Source organism: Agromyces albus, from assembly GCF_004134825.1.
Classification (GTDB): Bacteria; Actinomycetota; Actinomycetes; order Actinomycetales; family Microbacteriaceae; genus Agromyces; species Agromyces albus.
This window is the reverse complement of sequence record NZ_SDPN01000026.1, coordinates 34,373-51,995: the sequence shown is the minus strand read 5'-3', so window position 1 is coordinate 51,995 and position 17,623 is coordinate 34,373. Positions and strand designations below refer to the sequence as shown.

Genomic DNA, 17,623 nt, shown 5'->3' with positions numbered 1-17,623 from the left:
AGGAGCTCTGCGACGCCGCCCAGGCGGCGGCCGAAGCGGTGCTCGGCGACGGCTTCCGGCTGCTGCCGCTGCTCAGCCCGCCCTCGGCGGCCGGCGAACCCGACGCGTTCGTGCAGGCGGTCGCCGAACCGGCGTTCGCGCAACCGGGTCGGGCGCGCCTCCACGCGTTCGTCCGCGACCATGCGACCGTGCTCGACGGCATGACGGGCCTCGCCGAGGCGCAGCTCGTCGGCGGCGCGCTGGGCCGGCGCATCGACCTCACGGCCGTGCAGCTCACGGAGCGCACCGACACCGGGCCGGCACCGGGCACCGACCGCTGGCTCGCGGGCGCGCTCCCCGACGACGTGCCGTGGCCCGACTCGACGGCCACGCACCTCGTGGTCGAGCTGCCGCCCGATGCCGACGATGTGGCCGGTGCGTTCGCGGGCCTCGCGATCGAGGCCTGGGTCGAGGCGCTCCCGTTCCAGCCCGACGCGAAGGCGTTCGACCTTCGGGCGCCCGAGACGGCGCTGCGCGCGGCACGGTCCGCGACCGGCCTGGCCGTGCATGCCCGGCAGGCGTCGGCGCGTGCGCCGCAGGTGCTGCTCTCGGCGATCTCGCCCGACGGCCGGCGCTGGACGACCGACTCGGTCGTGCAGACGGTGATCGATGCGGTCGACCTCGCCAAGGCGCGACTCGTGACGCTCGAGCGCGTGCCGGGCGACGCGGCGGTGCTGCCCGCGATCTACGTCGCGAGCCCCTGGCTGCAGGCCAGGAAAGGCTTCGGCTTCGCCGAGCTCGCCGCGGTCGCGTGGGATCCGACGCTGGCGCCGTTCCTCTCGGAGGTGGACTGATGGCCGACCCGATCAAGCTCGTCGCGAGCACCATCGACAACGTGAGGCTCGAGAGCCTCGCCGGGAAGCTGCAGATCGTCGACCCGCCGGCGATGGTCCGGCTGGAGCCCGACTCGACCACGGGCGACCCGAAGCCCGGCACCGAGGCACGCATCGCCGACGCCGCCTGGATGCTCGGCCGCCAATGGCAGATCGGCGAGCTCATCGGCGAGGACGCGGGCTCCGTCGTGAGCGTGCGGGTGCGATCCGCGGCGCTGCCGGTGACGGCGTGGGCGCCGCTCGATGACGCGACAGTCGAGGCCCCCGAGGGCGCGACGTGGCGACCGTGGCGCGCGGGCGCGGTGCTCGAGGAGCTCGTGCAGGACGTGCCGGCCCTCGCGTTCGAGCGCGGCCTGCGCCAGCGCGCCGAGGCGGGCCGCCAACTCGCGGACCTGCTCGAGGACGCCGGCGCCGACGATGTCTTCGAGGCGCTGCTCGCGAGGCATCCGCTCACCCTCGACCCCGAACCGGATGCCCCCGAGGCGAAGCTCGACCCCCAGGCGCCCCGCCTCCTGTCACTGCTCGCGGGCCGCGTGGCCGACGGCGTCTCGATCGCCGAGGAGCTCGTGGGGCTCGCGCCCGCGGAGCCGGACTGGCTCGCCGACGCCGATGACCCGGGCGCGGTGCGGCTCGTGCTGCAGGAGTGGCTGGCGTGGCTGTTCGGCGCGCCCGACTCGGGTGGGGCATGGTCGACGGAGCGGCTCGAGTACCGGTTCGCCCTGCGGTTCGGCGACGGCCGCCAGGCGGTCGTCGCGCGCGGCACCCAGTTCGGCTCGGCCGAGGTTCGGTGGAGCGACCTCGAGTGGGTGCCCGATGCCGTCGTCGAGTCGCCGGAGGGCGCACCCGACGGCACGCCGATCGAGTCGAGCGCGACGATGCTCGCGACCCCGCTGCGCTACCCGGGCATGCCCGCCGACCGCTACTGGCAGCTCGAGGACGGCGCCGTCGACCTCGGCGCGATCGAGGCGCAGCCGCACGATCTCGCGAGGCTCGCCCTCGCGGAGTTCGCGATGTCATCAGGCGACGACTGGCTCGTCGTGCCGGTCGACGCGCTGCTCGGCGCCCTGAACCGCATCGCGGGTGTCGAGCTGACCGACGACTTCGGCGAGACGGTCGAGATCGGCGAGCTCGACGACCCCCGCTTCACGATGTTCAAGGTCGCGGCCGCCGGGCGCGGCGCGCTGCCGGGCGTCCTGCTTCCGCCGACCGCGGCCGGCACCGTCACCGGCGCCCCGCACGAGGAGGTGCTCTTCCTCCGCGACGAGCAGGCGAACATGGCGTGGGCGATCGAGCAGACCGTGCAGGGCCGCAGCGGCGACCCGCGTGAGCGGTCGGCCGAACTGCAGCCCGCGCCCGACCCGTGGCCCGACGGCCTCGACCCCGAGGAGCGCGTCTACCGCTTGCAGTCCCAGGTGCCCGCGAACTGGATCCCGCTGGTGCCGGTCGCGTCGCTCCCCGGTCAGGTCTCGCTGCGGAAGGGCGCGATGTTGCGCGACGGCGAGCCGCTCCTCACCGCCGGCGTCACCCTGCGGCCGACGCCGCTGACGTTCCCGGGCGAGGAGATCCCGCGCGAGGGCGTGCGGGTGCGCGCTGTGCCCGTGCTCGCCCGGCGCGCCGACGGCTCGTACGCCCGCTGGGCGTCCTACCGCGTGCGCACCGGACGTGGCGAGGCGAAGAGCAGGCTCGCGTGGGACTCCGCGCTCGCGATCACTGAGATGCGGCAGGCGTAAACCGGCTCGGTGGCGGTACTGCGATCAGTACATCGAGCCCGGGGCGTCGGCGTGGTGACTGAACCTGAACGCACAACCCGACACGATGTTGGATCTGCCGATGTCGGATGGACGCGCGTCCCGTCGGCCGCGACGGCCCTTGGAGGATTCAGCCCCCTTCGGGTCATCACCGGATGTCTCGGGAACTCGCGGATTCCCGTGTGATTGCAGGGAACCAGACGGTTCGCTTCCTGCGAAGCTATCCGGTCGGTTCCGGTCGGTTCCGGTCGTGGGAACACCGATGCCGCGTCGAATCCGGCCGGCCAACGTTCGAACTCGCGTTTGTCGAAACATGATGCAACGATGAATCAGCGGCGCGCAGCAGTCATGACATAGCTGGTCGCTTCCGGTGACGGATTACGAAGAGTTCGTATTTGAGGGAGAAGCAGGAATGAACCGCGAGCACATACCCGCCGCTCTGATCGCTATGCAGTCGCCGACCTTCGCGCAGCAGTTCGAAGAGGAACGCTTTGCGCGGCTCTCCGCACTCGTCGACCTCCTCCGGCCGAGTCCCGCCGACCTCGATGACCCCGCGCTGGCCGTGGACGTCTCGCGCGTCGAGGTGCTGATCACCTCATGGGGTGCACCTCGGCTCACCGCTGAACGACTCGACCGGATGCCCGCGCTCCGTGCGGTCTTCCATGCGGCGGGTTCGGTGCGCCAGATCACGACCGATGCGTTCTGGGAACGTGGGATCACCATCACGAGCGCCGCCGGCGCGAACGCGGTACCCGTCGCCGAGTTCACGTTTGCGTCGATCGTGCTCGCCGGCAAGCGCGCGCAGTTTCTCGCCCGCGAACCGGTCTCCCACCGCCACGACTGGGCGTCCGGGCTGTTCACCGATGGCTACTCGAACTACGCACGCACGATCGGCATCGTAGGTTTCAGCCGCATCGGTCGTCTGGTCACCGCGTTCCTCCAGCAGCTCGAGCGGGTCGAGGTGCTCGTCGCCGATCCATACGCCGGCGCCGAGGTCGTCGCGCGGTCGGGTGCACGGCTTGTCCAGCTCGACGAGCTGCTCTCATCGGTCGACACGCTGAGCCTGCACGCCCCCGAACTCCCGGAGACCCGCGGAATGATCGGCGCGGGCGAGCTCGCGCGACTTCGCGTTGGGGCGACCGTCATCAACACCGCACGCGGCAGCCTCATCGATACCGACGCGCTCGTTGCCGAGTGTTCGACCGGAAGGCTCGACGCGGTGCTCGACGTCACCGACCCCGAGCCGCTTCCCGAGGATTCGCCGCTGTACCGCCTTGCCAACGTGTCGATCACGCCGCACATCGCCGGGTCGCTCGGCACCGAGAACCGGCGACTGTCTGATGCCGCGCTCGATGAGCTGGCGAGATGGCGCGCCGGGCGTCCGCTCGAGTCCGAGATCACCCAGGACGACGTGAGGGTGAGCGCGTGAACCGCAGGTCGACCGAACACTCCCCCATCACCGGATGGGACCGCGAACACTGGCTCGCGCTCGCCGACCGCATGCTCGAGGCTGCTCGCTTGGTCGCCTCGCCGCGACACGCGCTGCTGCGCTTCCCCGGCACGCCGGGCGGGTTCGGGGCAGAAGTCGACGCGCTCGAGGGCTTCGCGCGCACATTCATGCTCGCCGCGTTCCGCGTCGCGGGCTCGCCCGAGACGACGGGAGCCCTCGCCGCGTGGTACGCCGAAGGACTCGACGCGGGCACCGACCCGGACTCGCCCGAACGCTGGCTTCGACCCGACGAGGTCGAGCAGGCGAAGGTCGAGGCGGCAGCCCTCGCGATCGGCCTGCATCTCACACGCGACGTGATCTGGGCGAACCTCGACGAGAGAGTCCAGGCGCAGATCGTCGACTACCTCTCGACCTTCGTCGGCGGCACACATCCGCCCAACAATTGGGCGTGGTTCCGCGTTGTCGTCGAGCAATTCCTCGCAAGCGTCGGCGCACCGCACTCACGCGGCGACATCGAAGCCGACCTCGACCAGCTCGACACCTTCTTCCGCGACGGCGGCTGGATCTCCGACGGCGTCCAGCGCTCCTTCGACCACTACACCGGGTGGGCACTGCACTTCTATCCCGTGATCTGGGAGACGATGCTCGAAGCGGATGACCCGAATCGGGTCAGGTTGCCGAAGTACCGTGCGGCTCTCGACGAATATCTTGTGGACGCGGTGCACCTCATCGGCGCCGACGGCGGGCCGCTCATCCAAGGGCGAAGCCTCACGTACCGGTTCGCCGCGGCGGCCCCGTTCTGGGCCGGCGCCCTCGCCAACACCGAGGCCGTGCCGCCAGGCCTGCTGCGGCGAGCTGCGAGCGGCATCGTCTCCCACTTCGCCAGCCATCGAGCTCCCGATGACGATGGGCGGCTCTCGCTCGGCTGGCATCACGCCTGGCGGCCGACCGCCCAGAATTACTCGGGCACGGGTTCGCCGTACTGGGCGGCGAAGGGCATGCTCGGCATCGCGCTGCCCGAGTCGCACCCCGTCTGGACGGCCGTCGAGGAGCCGCTCCCCGTCGAACGGGGTGATGTGCTGCGGCGGATCACCGCGCCGGGGTGGCTCGTGGCGGGCACCCCGGCCGATGGGATCGTTCGCGTCGTGAACCACGGTACCGACCACGGCGATGCCGGCACGTTCGGCATCGATGCCCCGCTCTACGCGAAATTCGGCTACTCGACCGCCACCGCACCCCTCCTCGCCGGACCGTCATCCCGGCGGCTGCCCGACCAGTCAGTCGCGGTCGTCGCCGGCGGCGTGGCGAGCGACCGGTCGGGCTTCACGACGCACGTCGTCGACGTGGTCGAATGCGATGACGGCACCCCGGCCGGCTGGGCGGTCTCCGAGACCACTGCGCACTGGGTCGACGACGCCCCCGAGCGCCCCGACTACGGTACGCCGTGGCCGGGCGGCACCGTGCGGAAGGGACCGCGACTCACGACCGCCTCCCTCGTCCGCGGCGCATGGGAGGTGCGGTTCGTGCGTGTCGCCCGCGACCCCGAACAGGTCGTCGATGGCGACGAGCTCCGCGTCGCCGGCTGGCCTGTCTCGGGCGACGAGATCGAGTCGTCCTGCTCGCCACGCGGCGCGGTCGCGACATCCAGTCGCCTGGAATCACGCATCGTCGCGATCGCCGGCTTCACGACATCCGGCAGACAGCTCGACGACGACGCGACCTTCCTCGGGCCGCACAGCGGCACACCCTGGCTCGCCGCCCCCATTCCCGACGACGGCGGCTGGCTCGTCGCCGCCATCGGGCTCGCGGGTGTCACCCTCGGCTCGGCGCCCACGGTCGCCGTCTCCGACGACTCGGCGACCGCGGACGTCCTCTGGGACGACGGAGCACGCAGCGCGATCACCCTCCCGGAATCCGTGGCATCATCCGCCGAGTAGCTGCTGAAGCGATGCCCCGCATTGGAAGCCGCCGCGTCACCTCCCCGTTCCGTCGCGCCTGAGACCCCCGCGCCGACCCCGGGGGTCAGGCTAGCGCGTCGTAGGTCGCGAGCCAGAGGCGGGCGATCAACCGGTGGCCGAACGACGAGGGGTGCAGGCCGTCCGGCGCGACGATCGCGCCGCCGCGCTCCGCGATCGCGGCGGTCACGTGATCCTGCAGCGGAATGAACGCCGCCCCGTGCCGGTCGGCGAGCGCACGCACCACGGGTCGTTTGGTGTCGAGATCCGCACGCGCGAACTCCGAACCGTCCTTCCAGTTCCCCGCCCACGGCGCGTCGCTGACGAAGAAGGGATCGATCACGATGATCCTCGGGATCCCGGCCGCGACCGCGCGCGTCAGGATGTCGTCGAGGTCGCGTTCGAAGTCCGCCACGGGCGTCGGGCTGCCCTGAAATAACGTCGAGATCGTGTCGTTGCCGCCGATGAACACGGTGAGCAGATCAGGCCGGAGGTCGAGCACGTCGGTCTGCCATCGCTCGCGCAGGTGCGCCACCCGATTGCCCGCGATGCCGTTGTTGACGATCTCGACGTCGGCGCCGCGCGCGGCGAACGCGTCGAAGATCATGTCGACGTAACCGTGACCCAGGCGGCGTAGGTCACTCGTGTGCTCGGCGTCGGTGATGCTGTCGCCGATGAAGACGATCCGTTCGGTCATGCTCTCCCTTTCCTTCGGTGATCTAGTCGGGCAGTGACACGACGGTCACGGGTCGGTCACTGCGCAGGCGAGCGGATGCCGCGGGCCCGTCGATCACGACGACGATGCCGTCGGATGTCTCCCACGCCCGCCACCACTTCGTGCCACTCACCTCGAGCTCGGCGCGGCGGTCGTCGCCGAGCAAGCGCCGTCCGATCGTCAGCGGCTTGATCGCGCCCATCCACTCGGCGACGCCCTCGAGCGTGCGGCGTTGCACCGCCGGGATCTCCCCCGCCGCGGTCGGACCCACGTTGAGCAGCAGGCGGCCGGCGCGCGACACGATGTCGGCGTAGAGCCGTGCGAGTTCGCGTGGGGTGAGGGTGAGCGACTCGTCTTCGAGTCGGTTGTAGCCGAAGGAGAAACCGAGTCCGCGGCAGTGCTCCCAGCCGGTGCCGGCCTCGTGCCCGGCGCCGGTGTCGTACTCGCTGGTGCGATAGTCCCAGACGTCGGCGCCCCACCGGTCGTTCACGATGCCCCCGGGCACCGCCGCTCGGTATCGCTCGACGAGCGACTGGAGCGAGTGCGGCCCGGGGACCTTGCCGGCATCGGGCCACTCGATGTCATTCCACAGCACGTCGGGGCGATAGCGGTCGATGAGATCGGCGACGTGGCCGAACGCGTACGCGTTGTAGTCGGCGTCGGTCGGACGGAAGCGCAGCAGCTCGGCATTCGACCGGATCGGGGGGAAATCGGTGAACGACCAGTCGAGGCCGCCCGAGTAGTAGACCCCGAACCGCATGCCCTCGGCGCGCACGGCATCGGCGAGCGGCGCGATGAGATCGCGCTGCGGACCACGCTCGACGGTGTTGAGGCCGGTACTTCCGGGGGCGCTCCAGAGCGCGATGCCGTCGTGGTGCTTCGTCGTCGGCACGACGTAGTCGGCGCCGACCGCTGAGAACAGCCTCGCCCAGTCGGCCGGATCATAGGATTCGGCGTGCCAGTCGTCGAGGAAGTCGGCGTACGGGGCTCCGCCGTACCCGCGCCGGTGGTGCTGCGCAGCCGGCGACTCCTCGATGCGGATGGTGTTCGCGTACCACTCGGCGTACGCATTGTGCGCGAACCACTCCTCCTCGGGCACGGCACCGAGCGCGCCACTCGGCTCGGCCCAGGCTGGCACCGAGTACGCACCCCAGTGGATGAAGATGCCGAGCGTCGCCTCCTGCGCCCAGCCGGGAAGGTTCGTCATGGGTCCCTCCTCATCATCCGCTAGCCCTTCACCGCGCCAGAAGTACCCGCGCCCTCGAGGAACTGCTTCTGGAACAGGAGGAACAGCGTGATCGGGATGATGATCGCGAGGAACAGCGAAGCCATCTGGATGTTCAGCGGGATGGTGTCGGCCACCTTCGGCAGGGCCACCGAGATCGGCTGCTTGTCGGCGCTCGGCAGCACCAGCAACGGCCAGAGGTAGTCCTTCCACGCCGAGATGATCGTGAGGAGGGACACGACGCCCAGGATGGGCCGCGACAACGGCAGCACGATGGAGAAGAACACCCGCACGGGACCCGCGCCGTCGATGCGCGCGGCCTCATAGAGGTCGGGCGGAATCTGGTCGAAGAACCGCTTGACGATGAGCACGAGGAACGCGCTCGCCGCGTTCGGAAGCCAGACCGCCCAATACGTGTCGAGCAGTCGCCAACCGGTGCCCGGCATCTCGATCACCGTGAGGTAGAGCGGCACGAGCGAGACGATGTTCGGGATGAACAGCGTCGCCAGCACCGCGCCGGACAGCAGCGCGCCCCACTTCGGTCGCAGCACACTGAGCACGTAGCCGCCGGTCGTGCAGGTGAGGAGGGTGGCCACGCACGAGCCGATCACGACCCACGCCGTGTTGAGCAGGTAGTCGCCGATGCGCACTTCGGTCCAGGCGCGCACGAAGTTCTCGACCTGGAATTCTCCGCTGACGAGCATGGCGAACGGATCCATCAGGATCTCCTGGCTGCTCGAGACGGATGCCTTGAAGAGCCAGAGCAGCGGGCCGAGCGCGACGACGAGGAGGCCCGCGAGCACGAGCGCCTGCCAGATGCCGAGCCAGATCCGTACCCCGGGGCGTTTGCGGTCCATGTCGGAGATGGCTCCGCGCTCGTAGGCGCGCGGTTCGCGGCGGCGTGGTGGCCGCGCGGGTGGGGCCGCGGCATCCGCTGCCCTTGTCACCTCGGGGATCGGTCGACTGTCGGTCTGTATGAGCATCAGTTGAGCCTCCTCGTCGCAACGAAGTACCCGGCGGAGAGCAGCCCGAGGAAGGCTGCCAGCAGCACCGACAGCGCCGTGGCGGCGCCGAAGTCCCCGTCGATGAACGCGTAGTTGTAGATCATGAGCAGCAGCGTGGTGGAGGCGTTGTTCGGTCCGCCGCCGGTGAAGATGAACGGCTCGGTGAACACCTGCATGGTGTTGATGACCTGCAGGAGCAGCATGATCAGCAGCACACCGCGGATTTGCGGAAGCGTGATGTGCCACGTGCGGCGGATGATCCCGGCACCGTCGAGCTCGGCGGCCTCGTAGAGGTCGCGCTGCACCGCGGTGAGCGCGGCGAGGTAGATGATCACGGTGCTGCCCGCGTACGCCCAGGTCGACTCGAGCACGATGGCGGGCATCACGATGTCGGCCGAGTTCAGCCAGGCGAACGGCCCGGCGCCGATCCATCCGAGCACGGTGTTGAACAGGCCGGTCGGCTCAGGGCTGTAGAAGAACTTCCAGAGGAGCACGGCCACGACCGGCGGCACGATCACGGGAAGGTAGGCCAGCACGCTGTAGAGGCGGCGGGTGCCGCGAAGTTCCGCCATGAACGTCGCGAGGAGCAGCGGTACGGGGAATCCGAACACGAGCGCGAGGAACGCGTAGTACAGCGTGTTCGCTGCCGCTTTGGGCAGGAGCGGGTCGGTGAGCACGTATTCGAAGTTGCTCCAGCCGACGAACTCGGGATCGTCGACGAGATTCGTGTTCTGCACCGACATGACGATGCCGTCGACGATCGGCCCCCAAGAGAAGTAGCCGAAGATGAACAACAACGGAAGCGCGAAGGCGATCTTCGTCACTCCCCCGCTGGTCACCCATGACCGGAATGACCGGCGCCGGGTGCGTGAGATCGAGGTGGCCGAAGCTTCGGCTGTCATCCGCGCCTCCCTTCTATCAGTGTCAGAGTGTGGTCGGGTGGTCGGGCCGGCCGGCGCCGAAGGTCGCGCGCCGGCCGGCCCGGATGCCTCAGCGGCCCAGGAGCCGATTGACGGCCGTCTCGGCTTCGCCGAGCACCTTGACCACGTCGGCATCCTCCTCGGTGAGGATCTTCTGCAGCACCACATCGAGTTCGGCGTAGACCTCTTGGGCCTTCACCGCCGGTTCCGGCAACAGGTTCTGCTCCCCGAACGCGTCGATGTACGTGCTGAAGTTCTCGAGCGGCACGTTGACGTACGGCTGGATCCACTCGAAGTACTGGTCGTACGCATCCTGACTGATCGCCGGGCGTTCCGGAACCGTGACCGCCTGTCCGGAGGCGGCGGCCGCTTCGGCCTGCTCGGCGGCGAGGGCCTCGTCGGTGAACTTCTTCAGATAGAAGTAGTCGATCCACTTCACCGCGGCCACCTGCTCCTCTGGCGTCGCGTCGGGGCTGACGACCTGGATCTGGCCGCCGGTGAGCGAGGCGGGCTCTGCGTCGGCGCCGATCGGCATGGCTGCCATGCCGAAGTTATCGGCGGGCATCTGGTTGCGGATCACCGCTGGGCGGTACAGGCCCGAGAAGCCGATGAACATGCCGATCTTGCCGGCGGAGAAGTCCTGCACGAGTGCGCCGGCGTTGTAGAGGAAATTGCTCCCCATGGAGTTGTCGTCCCAGCGCATCGCCTGCAGCAGCTCGAGGTACTCGGCAGCGGGGTCGTCGTTGAACGTCGCCTCGGTGCCCTTCGCGTTCTCGACGGTGCCGCCATGGCTGTAGATGCCGGCGGAGAGCATCCACCCGCCCTGGTTCTCCGTCGTCATCGTCGCGTACCCGGCCGCGCCGGTCGTCTCGGTGATCTGCTGTGCGGCGTCGCGCACCTCGTCCCACGTCTGCGGCGGGGCATCCGGATCGAGGCCGGCCTGCTCGAACAGGTCGCGGTTGTAGACGAGGCCCAGGGCCTGCGCCGCCGTCGGCACCGCGTAGATGCCGCCATCGTCGTCGGAGACGAGGTCGAGCAGATCGGGATTGAGCTGCTCGCCGAGGCCGGCCAAGTCGATGGCCTGAGAGAGCTCGGCGACCTGCCCGCGCGCGGCCAGTGCGTTCGCCTCGGTGAATGCGACCGTGAGCACATGCGGGAGGTTGCCGGCCGCGAGCTGCGCCTGGAAGGTCTGCGGATCCCACTTGTCCTCGACGGCTTCCACAGTGATGTTCGGGTTCTCGGCCATGAAGGCCTCGACCTGCCCCTCGAAGAAGGCCCGCTTCTCGGCCTCGCTCGTCGGGGGCAAATCGCCCACAGTGATGGTGACGGCGGCCTCGAGGTCGACCTCGGGAGCCGTGGTGGCAGGTGCGCCGGTGCCTCCGCCGCTGCAGCCCGTGATGCCGATGCTCAGGGTGAGCATGCCGGCGAGCGTGGCGAGCGAGCGCTTCGATGCGGTTCGCATTGCTATCTCCTTGTCGTTGTCGTTTGTCGTTCGACATGTGCGGGGGCGCACGTCATTGGTGATCGGTGTCAGTCGAGTACTTCGGCGGGCTCTCGGATCGCGCCGTCGATGCGCACCGGCTCGTGGCCGGCACAGGTGAGGACGTGTTCGACCATCGAACGCAGGCGCTCGTGCGCCCGCTCCCGGACGGCCGCCGTGTTCGCACGGGCGGTCGCCGGGTCGTCCAGGATCCGCCGCAGTGCGGTCAGCACGGGCAGCGGTCCCTCAGAGATCTCAACGAGGCCGCCCGACGCGCCCACGTCGTCGTACATACGGCCCTTGACAGTATCCGTCGGCTGTCTGACGTACACGGCCGGCGTGCCCTGGCTGATCGCCATGAGCGGCGAGTGGCACTCGATGCTCACGATCGCCTCGGCATCACGGTAAACGGTCAGCGCCTCCGGTGCAGACCAGAAGCGCGGAAGCACGTGCACGTTCGAGCGCACGTCGGCGGGCAGCGCGTCGCCGAAGTGTCGCTCAGCGAGGCCGACGGCGTACGCCATCTCGGGCGCCACGAGCACCTGGTGACCCGTGCGACGGACGTAGTCGACGATGGTCGCCGCCAGGACGCCGAGGTCGTGGTCGACCCAGAGGCCGTTGTATGCCGTGCGACGGATGTCTTGGGCGGTCGGCGGCTCGCCGAGCATCTCGTAGTACGGGGTCCACCGCACGCGCGGCACGACGCACAGGTATTCCCCGTCGCGCAGGCCGTGCGCGTCCTTGACCGCGGCGGCGGCTTCCTCGTCGGTCACGTCGAACGCGAACGTGGCGTCAGGGCCGAACTCCACGACGGGGCATCCCAGGTCGAGCGTGCGCAGGAACAGCTCGGTGATCGAGTCGCGGCAATAGATGAATGCGGCATGGTCGAGCACATCGAGGGTTCGCTCGTCGAGCACGTCCCGGCCGAGTGAGCGCACCATGGTCTCCAGCTCGTCGAGCGTGCCGGTGAAGATCGGGTTGAGCGGGTCGAGCGAGACGCCGAAGAATCCGTAGGGCTTGCCGGTTGCACTCGCCCAGCGGCGCATGTCGTCGACGCGGACGAGGCTCGGTGCCGAGCCGTGCACGAGCACGTCCGACTCCGCGATCGCCGCGGCGAGCTCCGGCGTAGTGGCCGAGCCGTCGGGACGGAGTTCGCCATCGACGATCTCGACCTCGGGGAACGCCCGCGCGAACATGCTTCGCTCGCGAGAGTCGAGGTGCACGGGCCAGAGGATCAGCCGGGCATCTGGTGCGTGCCGGGTCAGGGCACGGAGCGCTCCCGGTGAGTGCGCGACGTCGCCGATGTTGACGGTTTGCCAGGAGGAGCGGAGGAGGATCGTTGGCGTCATGCGTGAATGTGCACCTTATAGGAGAGGGCGGATGCCACGACGGACATGTCGAGGTTCGTGATGCGGCGCTGCTCGGCGCCGTTGAAGAGCACCACTGTCGTGGGCGTGAGGCGAAGGTCGATCTCGACGTCGTCGACGGTCGTGAGATCGAACGTGCCGCCTGCGCGGCGGATGCGGACCCCGTGTGCACGTGCCTGCCCCGCGCCGTCGACCGCCACCTCGTCGTCGCCGACGAGGAAGTTCACCTCGTCGCCAGGTGCGATGACGAGCGGCACTCGCTCAATGAACGCGCCATCACGAGGCGTGGTCACGGCGATCTGCACGTTCTGTGGCCCGCACTGGAACGTCTTCACGACGCGCCCGCTCGCGCCGGTGTAGGTGTACTCGAACGTCTCCGTCTCGTGGAAGGTGCCGCCGGTCTGCTGCATGGTCGCCTTGGCGTCCATGAGATTTCCCGGCACGATCGTCGCCCACGCGCTGTCGGTGCCCATCTGGGTGGCGATGAACGCACCGGTCTCGGGGCGGTAGAAGAACGAGGGTCCCCGCCGCACTCGGGTCGCGCGGGCGGTGCCGTGGTGCGTGCCGAAGTAGTAGCCGGAGCGCTTCACGAAGACATAGTGCGCGTTGAACTTCTCGTCGGAGCGCGCCTCGACGAACGATCCGGAGCCCATGTAGGGGAAGGCAGCGATTGCGGCCTCGCGCTCGGCGAGGGTGGGGAAGACCGGCTCCTCCACGGTCAGCCGGAGGTTCTGGGGCGCGGTCCCAGCCGGGGTGAGCCTGGTGATCTCCACCTCGCCGGCCGCCCAGGCCGCCTGTAGCGCGGCGACGTGCTCGGCGTGCCAGTTGAGCGCCCGAACGACGTGCGACTCCTTGAAGATGTTGAGGTGATCGGGGTAGTTGCTCCCGTCGGTCGTGCGCAGGGCGGCGAGCGCTCTGAGCGACTGCCGCGTCGAAATGCCGTTCACTGTCCATCCGGCACCGTCGGGCTCCCAGAGGAAGTTGTACTGGCACCAGTCGAGGTGCGTGAGCGCCATCTGCCGGTAACGGTCGTCGCCGGTTCGCTCGTAGGCGATGGCGAGGTCGCGCAGCGAGGTGTAGAGCGAGTAGTGGGCATCGAACGCACCGTCCTCGTAGAGGTATCCGGCGCCCTGGCTCTGCGAGTTCGCGACCAGGAAGTCGAGTCGCTCGTGATATGCGGACTCGATGTGCGGGGGCATCAGCTGCTTGAACGACGCGATGCCGGTCATCCCGCCGATGATCTGGTTGCTGAACCGCATGCCGACATCCCAGACGTCGGACACCGACGCGTCGAGCATGTACTCGGCGCCACGCTGGAGCGAGGCGAGCACCTCGGCCCGCACGCCGGCATCCCAGCCGACGCCCTCCATCATCACGGCGGCCTCGCCGAGGTACACGAGCGCGAAGCCGGTTGCGGCCCGGTTCCGGTCGGTCCAGCTGTCCGACGGCCACCATCCCTCGGCGCCCTGGACCTCCAGGTAGTAGCGCATGGCCGCGTACACATGTTCGCGCAGCACCGGGTCGAGGTAGTACGGGTTCCAGGAGGCCGCGTAGGTGTAGAACCAGGCGAGCGTGTAGACCGACTCCTGGTTGCGCGCGTCCCACGGCTCGGGCGGGTACACCTGGTAGCCACGGTGGAACCAGCCGAGCGTTTCGGGATCGGCGTCCTCCATGTTGTTCGCGATGTCGGCAAGGGAGACGAAGTACTGCACGATGCCCTGCTCGTGCGTCGTGAACAGTGAGCGGTCGAGCGACGCGATGTCGAAGAGATCCATGTCGGGGATCGGCAGCGTGAAGTCGTAGCTGAAGCCGGCTTCTGCTGCGGATGCCTCGGCCGCCCGCGCCGAGGTGGAGAGGGCGAGCCCGGCGAGGCCCGCCGCGCTGAGGCGAAGCAGCGTACGGCGGCTCAGCGGGACGCGGGTCGGGTCGACTGCTTTGTCGTGGGCGTGCACGGGATCTCCTTCGAAATCGTGTCAGGCGCCGCCATCGGAATGATGGGTGATGCCACGTTGCATCAACGTAGCCGGACGACATCGGAAACGCAAGAGCGGATGCGTCGAAACTTCCGTCCGAGCCCGTGAACGGGTCAGGTGGTACGGCGGCGGATCAGCTCGGGAGGAGGCGACGTGATGATCCCCGAGAGGATCTCCTCGCCCTCGATGGCATGGGCGACGAGCGTCACGCCGCGGTGCCCGAGTTCGTACATCGGCATCCGGACAGCTGTAATCGACGGGTTCACGTCCTCGAGCACGTCGATGTCGTGGATCGCCACGATTGCCAGGTCTTCGGGGACCCGCAGGCCCGCCTCGATCGCCCCGCCGACCACGCCGAGCGACGTGGTGGCATTGTTCACGACGAACGCCGTCGGACGGTCGCGGAGCTCCATGATTCGGGCGACGGCCACGCGTCCGGCGTGCGCGGCGTAGTCGGACTCGATGACGTCGTCGGGTCTCGGCTCGATGCCCGCCGCCTGGAGCGCTTCCCGGTACCCCTCGAGCCGACGTTGGCCGGCATGCCGGAATCCCGCGGGTGGCCGGAAGCCCTGGTGCGCGCTGAACCACCCTCCGAGGAAGCCGATGCGGGTATGCCCGAGCTCCAGGAGGTGCTCGGCGGCGACCCGGCCGGCCGCAACGTCGTCGATGGCCAACCAGGGCTGCCCGGCGTCGGGCACCTCATCGAGCACGAGGATCGGCGCCTCCCGCTTGAAGACCGACCGCACGCCTTCGGAGTCGACGTCCGAGCTGGGCCGCAGGATGGTGCCGTCGACCTGCCCCTGGCCGAGGATCCGCTCGAGCGCGCGGGAGCCGTCGACGAGGCGCATCGCCTCGGCGAGCATGATGGCGTAGCCGTTCTCCTCCGCGGCATCATGGATGCCGTCGAGCATCGGCGCGAACACGGGGTTGCTCAGCTTCGGCGCCACGACGGCGAGCACGCCGGAGCGAGACGTGCGCAACGAGCGGGCCGCGAAGTTCGCGGTGTAGCCCATCTCCTCGATCGCCTCGAGGATCTTCGCCCTCGTAGCGTCGCTCATGCGAACATGCCGGCTGCCCCTCAACACCGCCGAAACGACGGATGGTGAGACGCCGACGGCTGCCGCAATCGACTTAACCGTGACCATCGGGGCGATCCTACCCGTTCCTTCAGCGCGAGGCGTGGTGCATCAGTGCCCCCGACCGGAAACCGCACCACTCCGAGGGACATCACCTTGTCGCAGGTCCCGATTACACCGGTCGGTCGCCTTTTCGAGCCGGTCAGCCACGGCCGAGCCGAGATCATCACCGGCCGCAGCGCCTTCGCCGAACCCTTCGTACTGTTCGGCGAGGACATCAACCAGGTCGACGACCTCTTCGGCGAGAAACTCGACCTGCTGTTGCGCCTGCGAGGCGAGGAGAAGGGCACTTGGTCGGGCCAGTTCCGTCCCGCCCTTCACGAAGCCGCCCAGATGGGCGACCTCGCCGCTCGCCGCGGCGCGCTGATGGTCGGCGGTCCCGCTCAAATCACCGAGAAGATACTCGACCTGCAGGCAGAACTCAGCATCGACCACTTCCTCGGCCAGATCGATGCGGGCGGGATGCCCCAGCAGATGGTCCGAGATTCCATCCGGGGCATACGACGAGCTACTCGGCATGACCGAGTTGATCCGCAACAGCGGCACGAACTGGACGATCGTCCGGTTCACCGCCCCCAACGACATCCCCAAGACAGTCAAACTCCGCGTCGGATTCTACGGCAGCGACAAGATCGGGTTCCCCGTCACCCGCGGCGACATCGCCGCGTTCACTGCCGCGCAGGTCGACGACCGCACCTACATCGGTCGCGCCCCGGCGATCAGCAATTGACCCCGACCGAAGGAACGCACCGCACATGGAATCGCACTCTGGATCGTCTCCGGCGTCCTCGCCGGCACCAACAAGGCAGTTGTCATCGATCTCATTGAGAGCACCGTGTACCGGCTGAGGACACCCACTCATCGCAGAGAGGTCTCGCCTAATCAGCGAGCAGCGCCCGCCAGCCGATCTCGAAACTCACGCTCTCGCCCGGGCGCATCGTGGTGAGGGGAGAGAGTACTTCGAGCTCCGCGAGCCACGCGTCGGGGTGAAGCCCGTCGAGCTCCGCGAGCGGCGCAGGAATGGGCGCCTGCATCCAGAGTTCTGCGCGCGATCCCTGGTCGGGATAGATCGCGTCGACGATCGGTGAGAAAGAGAGCTCCAGGCCCACGCCGGTGTCTTCGTAGTAAGCGATTCGCCCCGAGGCGGACGGGAATCCACGCTTCACGACGACATCCTGGATACCCGCAGAGACGGTGCCCTCACCATGCTCGACCTCGAAGGTGCCGTGGTAGCTGCCGAGGTCGACGACACGGGTGTCTGTCACGTCGACCTCGACCTCCGCGTGGACGCCCCCGCCCTCCGTGTCGATCTGCGCGACCTCCCACACCGCCCAGGTGACCGTTTGGTAGGAGATGTTCGTGAAGGTCGTCTGCTGCGCGAACTCGGGCCCGCTCCCCGGGACGGTGAACTCCTTGGTGATTCGGACGCCCGTCCGTGGGTCGTCCGCGCTGGTCATGATCACGACGAGACCATCGTCCGACTCACGGGACTCGATGGACCACGCGCCAGAGTCGAGCACGGGATCCGGCGGTCCCGCCCACTCCCCTTCGCCGTTCCATCCCTGCGGGGCCGGCCAGGTTTTCGAGCCACCGATGTTCACCCACGACGCGAACGTGCCATCGTGGCGCGGCCAGTCCGACCGACGACGGACCGCCTGGAGGGACGCGTCGAGGTATTCGGGATTGCGCCACAGTAACTCGCGACCGTGCGCGGCGACCGAGATGAGTCGCCCGCCGACGGTCGGCAGGAAAGCCAGCGCGACGGTTCCGTTGTCCAC

Annotated in this window: 15 protein-coding genes; 5 read left to right on the top strand and 10 right to left on the bottom strand. The window is 68.9% G+C overall.

Features of this window, described 5'->3' with window-relative positions; genetic code table 11:
- The 4 genes from ESP51_RS20650 to ESP51_RS13605 form a co-directional block, all read left to right on the top strand.
- A partial coding sequence (locus ESP51_RS20650; RefSeq protein WP_206737314.1) for a hypothetical protein occupies nucleotides 1-833 on the top strand: 833 nt, incomplete at its 5' end.
- Nucleotides 833-2,602: a hypothetical protein gene (locus ESP51_RS13615; RefSeq protein ID WP_129521439.1), complete on the top strand. Its 1,770-nt coding sequence runs from the start codon at nucleotides 833-835 to the stop codon at nucleotides 2,600-2,602. The genes ESP51_RS20650 and ESP51_RS13615, both read left to right, overlap by 1 nt.
- Before the next feature lie 430 nt (nucleotides 2,603-3,032).
- The gene (locus tag ESP51_RS13610) at nucleotides 3,033-4,049 is read left to right on the top strand and encodes a hydroxyacid dehydrogenase (RefSeq protein ID WP_129521438.1); all 1,017 of its coding nucleotides are present in this window, start codon (nucleotides 3,033-3,035) and stop codon (nucleotides 4,047-4,049) included.
- Nucleotides 4,046-6,007: a DUF2264 domain-containing protein gene (locus ESP51_RS13605; protein ID WP_206737313.1), complete on the top strand. Its 1,962-nt coding sequence runs from the start codon at nucleotides 4,046-4,048 to the stop codon at nucleotides 6,005-6,007. The genes ESP51_RS13610 and ESP51_RS13605 overlap by 4 nt, the downstream gene beginning before the upstream one ends.
- An 85-nt stretch (nucleotides 6,008-6,092) precedes the next feature.
- On the opposite strand, the gene ESP51_RS13600 is transcribed toward ESP51_RS13605, so the two are convergent.
- The 9 genes from ESP51_RS13600 to ESP51_RS13560 form a co-directional block, all read right to left on the bottom strand.
- Nucleotides 6,093-6,722, bottom strand: coding sequence for an SGNH/GDSL hydrolase family protein (locus tag ESP51_RS13600; RefSeq protein ID WP_129521436.1), 630 nt, complete (start codon nucleotides 6,720-6,722; stop codon nucleotides 6,093-6,095).
- A gap of 22 nt (nucleotides 6,723-6,744) precedes the next feature.
- On the bottom strand, nucleotides 6,745-7,947 hold the full coding sequence (locus ESP51_RS13595; RefSeq protein ID WP_129521435.1) for an alpha-L-fucosidase: 1,203 nt from the start codon (nucleotides 7,945-7,947) through the stop codon (nucleotides 6,745-6,747).
- Nucleotides 7,948-7,967: 20 nt separating this feature from the next.
- The gene (locus ESP51_RS13590; protein WP_241843165.1) at nucleotides 7,968-8,948 is read right to left on the bottom strand and encodes a carbohydrate ABC transporter permease; all 981 of its coding nucleotides are present in this window, start codon (nucleotides 8,946-8,948) and stop codon (nucleotides 7,968-7,970) included.
- Nucleotides 8,948-9,871: a carbohydrate ABC transporter permease gene (locus tag ESP51_RS13585; protein ID WP_129521434.1), complete on the bottom strand. Its 924-nt coding sequence runs from the start codon at nucleotides 9,869-9,871 to the stop codon at nucleotides 8,948-8,950. The genes ESP51_RS13590 and ESP51_RS13585 overlap by 1 nt, the downstream gene beginning before the upstream one ends.
- An 88-nt stretch (nucleotides 9,872-9,959) precedes the next feature.
- Nucleotides 9,960-11,351 (bottom strand): extracellular solute-binding protein, encoded by a 1,392-nt coding sequence (locus ESP51_RS13580; protein ID WP_129521433.1) that lies wholly within the window; start codon nucleotides 11,349-11,351, stop codon nucleotides 9,960-9,962.
- Nucleotides 11,352-11,419: 68 nt separating this feature from the next.
- A complete protein-coding gene (locus tag ESP51_RS13575; protein ID WP_129521432.1) occupies nucleotides 11,420-12,718 on the bottom strand; it encodes a polysaccharide pyruvyl transferase family protein in 1,299 nt (432 codons plus the stop codon).
- Nucleotides 12,715-14,688 (bottom strand): hypothetical protein, encoded by a 1,974-nt coding sequence (locus ESP51_RS13570; RefSeq protein ID WP_129521431.1) that lies wholly within the window; start codon nucleotides 14,686-14,688, stop codon nucleotides 12,715-12,717. Before ESP51_RS13570 ends, ESP51_RS13575 begins: the two co-directional genes overlap by 4 nt.
- 134 nt (nucleotides 14,689-14,822) lie before the next feature.
- The gene (locus ESP51_RS13565; RefSeq protein WP_129521430.1) at nucleotides 14,823-15,854 is read right to left on the bottom strand and encodes a LacI family DNA-binding transcriptional regulator; all 1,032 of its coding nucleotides are present in this window, start codon (nucleotides 15,852-15,854) and stop codon (nucleotides 14,823-14,825) included.
- A gap of 42 nt (nucleotides 15,855-15,896) precedes the next feature.
- Entirely contained in the window at nucleotides 15,897-16,364 is a 468-nt protein-coding gene (locus ESP51_RS13560) for a hypothetical protein (RefSeq protein WP_164990516.1), read from the bottom strand.
- Between ESP51_RS13560 and ESP51_RS13555 the strand changes: the two genes are divergently transcribed.
- Nucleotides 16,363-16,575: an NAD(P)H-binding protein gene (locus ESP51_RS13555; protein ID WP_241843164.1), complete on the top strand. Its 213-nt coding sequence runs from the start codon at nucleotides 16,363-16,365 to the stop codon at nucleotides 16,573-16,575. The two genes, ESP51_RS13560 and ESP51_RS13555, sit on opposite strands and share 2 nt — an antisense overlap.
- Nucleotides 16,576-16,723: 148 nt before the next feature.
- Here ESP51_RS13555 and ESP51_RS13550 read toward each other — a convergent pair whose 3' ends face one another.
- Complete coding sequence (locus tag ESP51_RS13550; protein ID WP_164990519.1) at nucleotides 16,724-17,623, bottom strand: DUF4380 domain-containing protein; 900 nt, start codon at nucleotides 17,621-17,623, stop codon at nucleotides 16,724-16,726.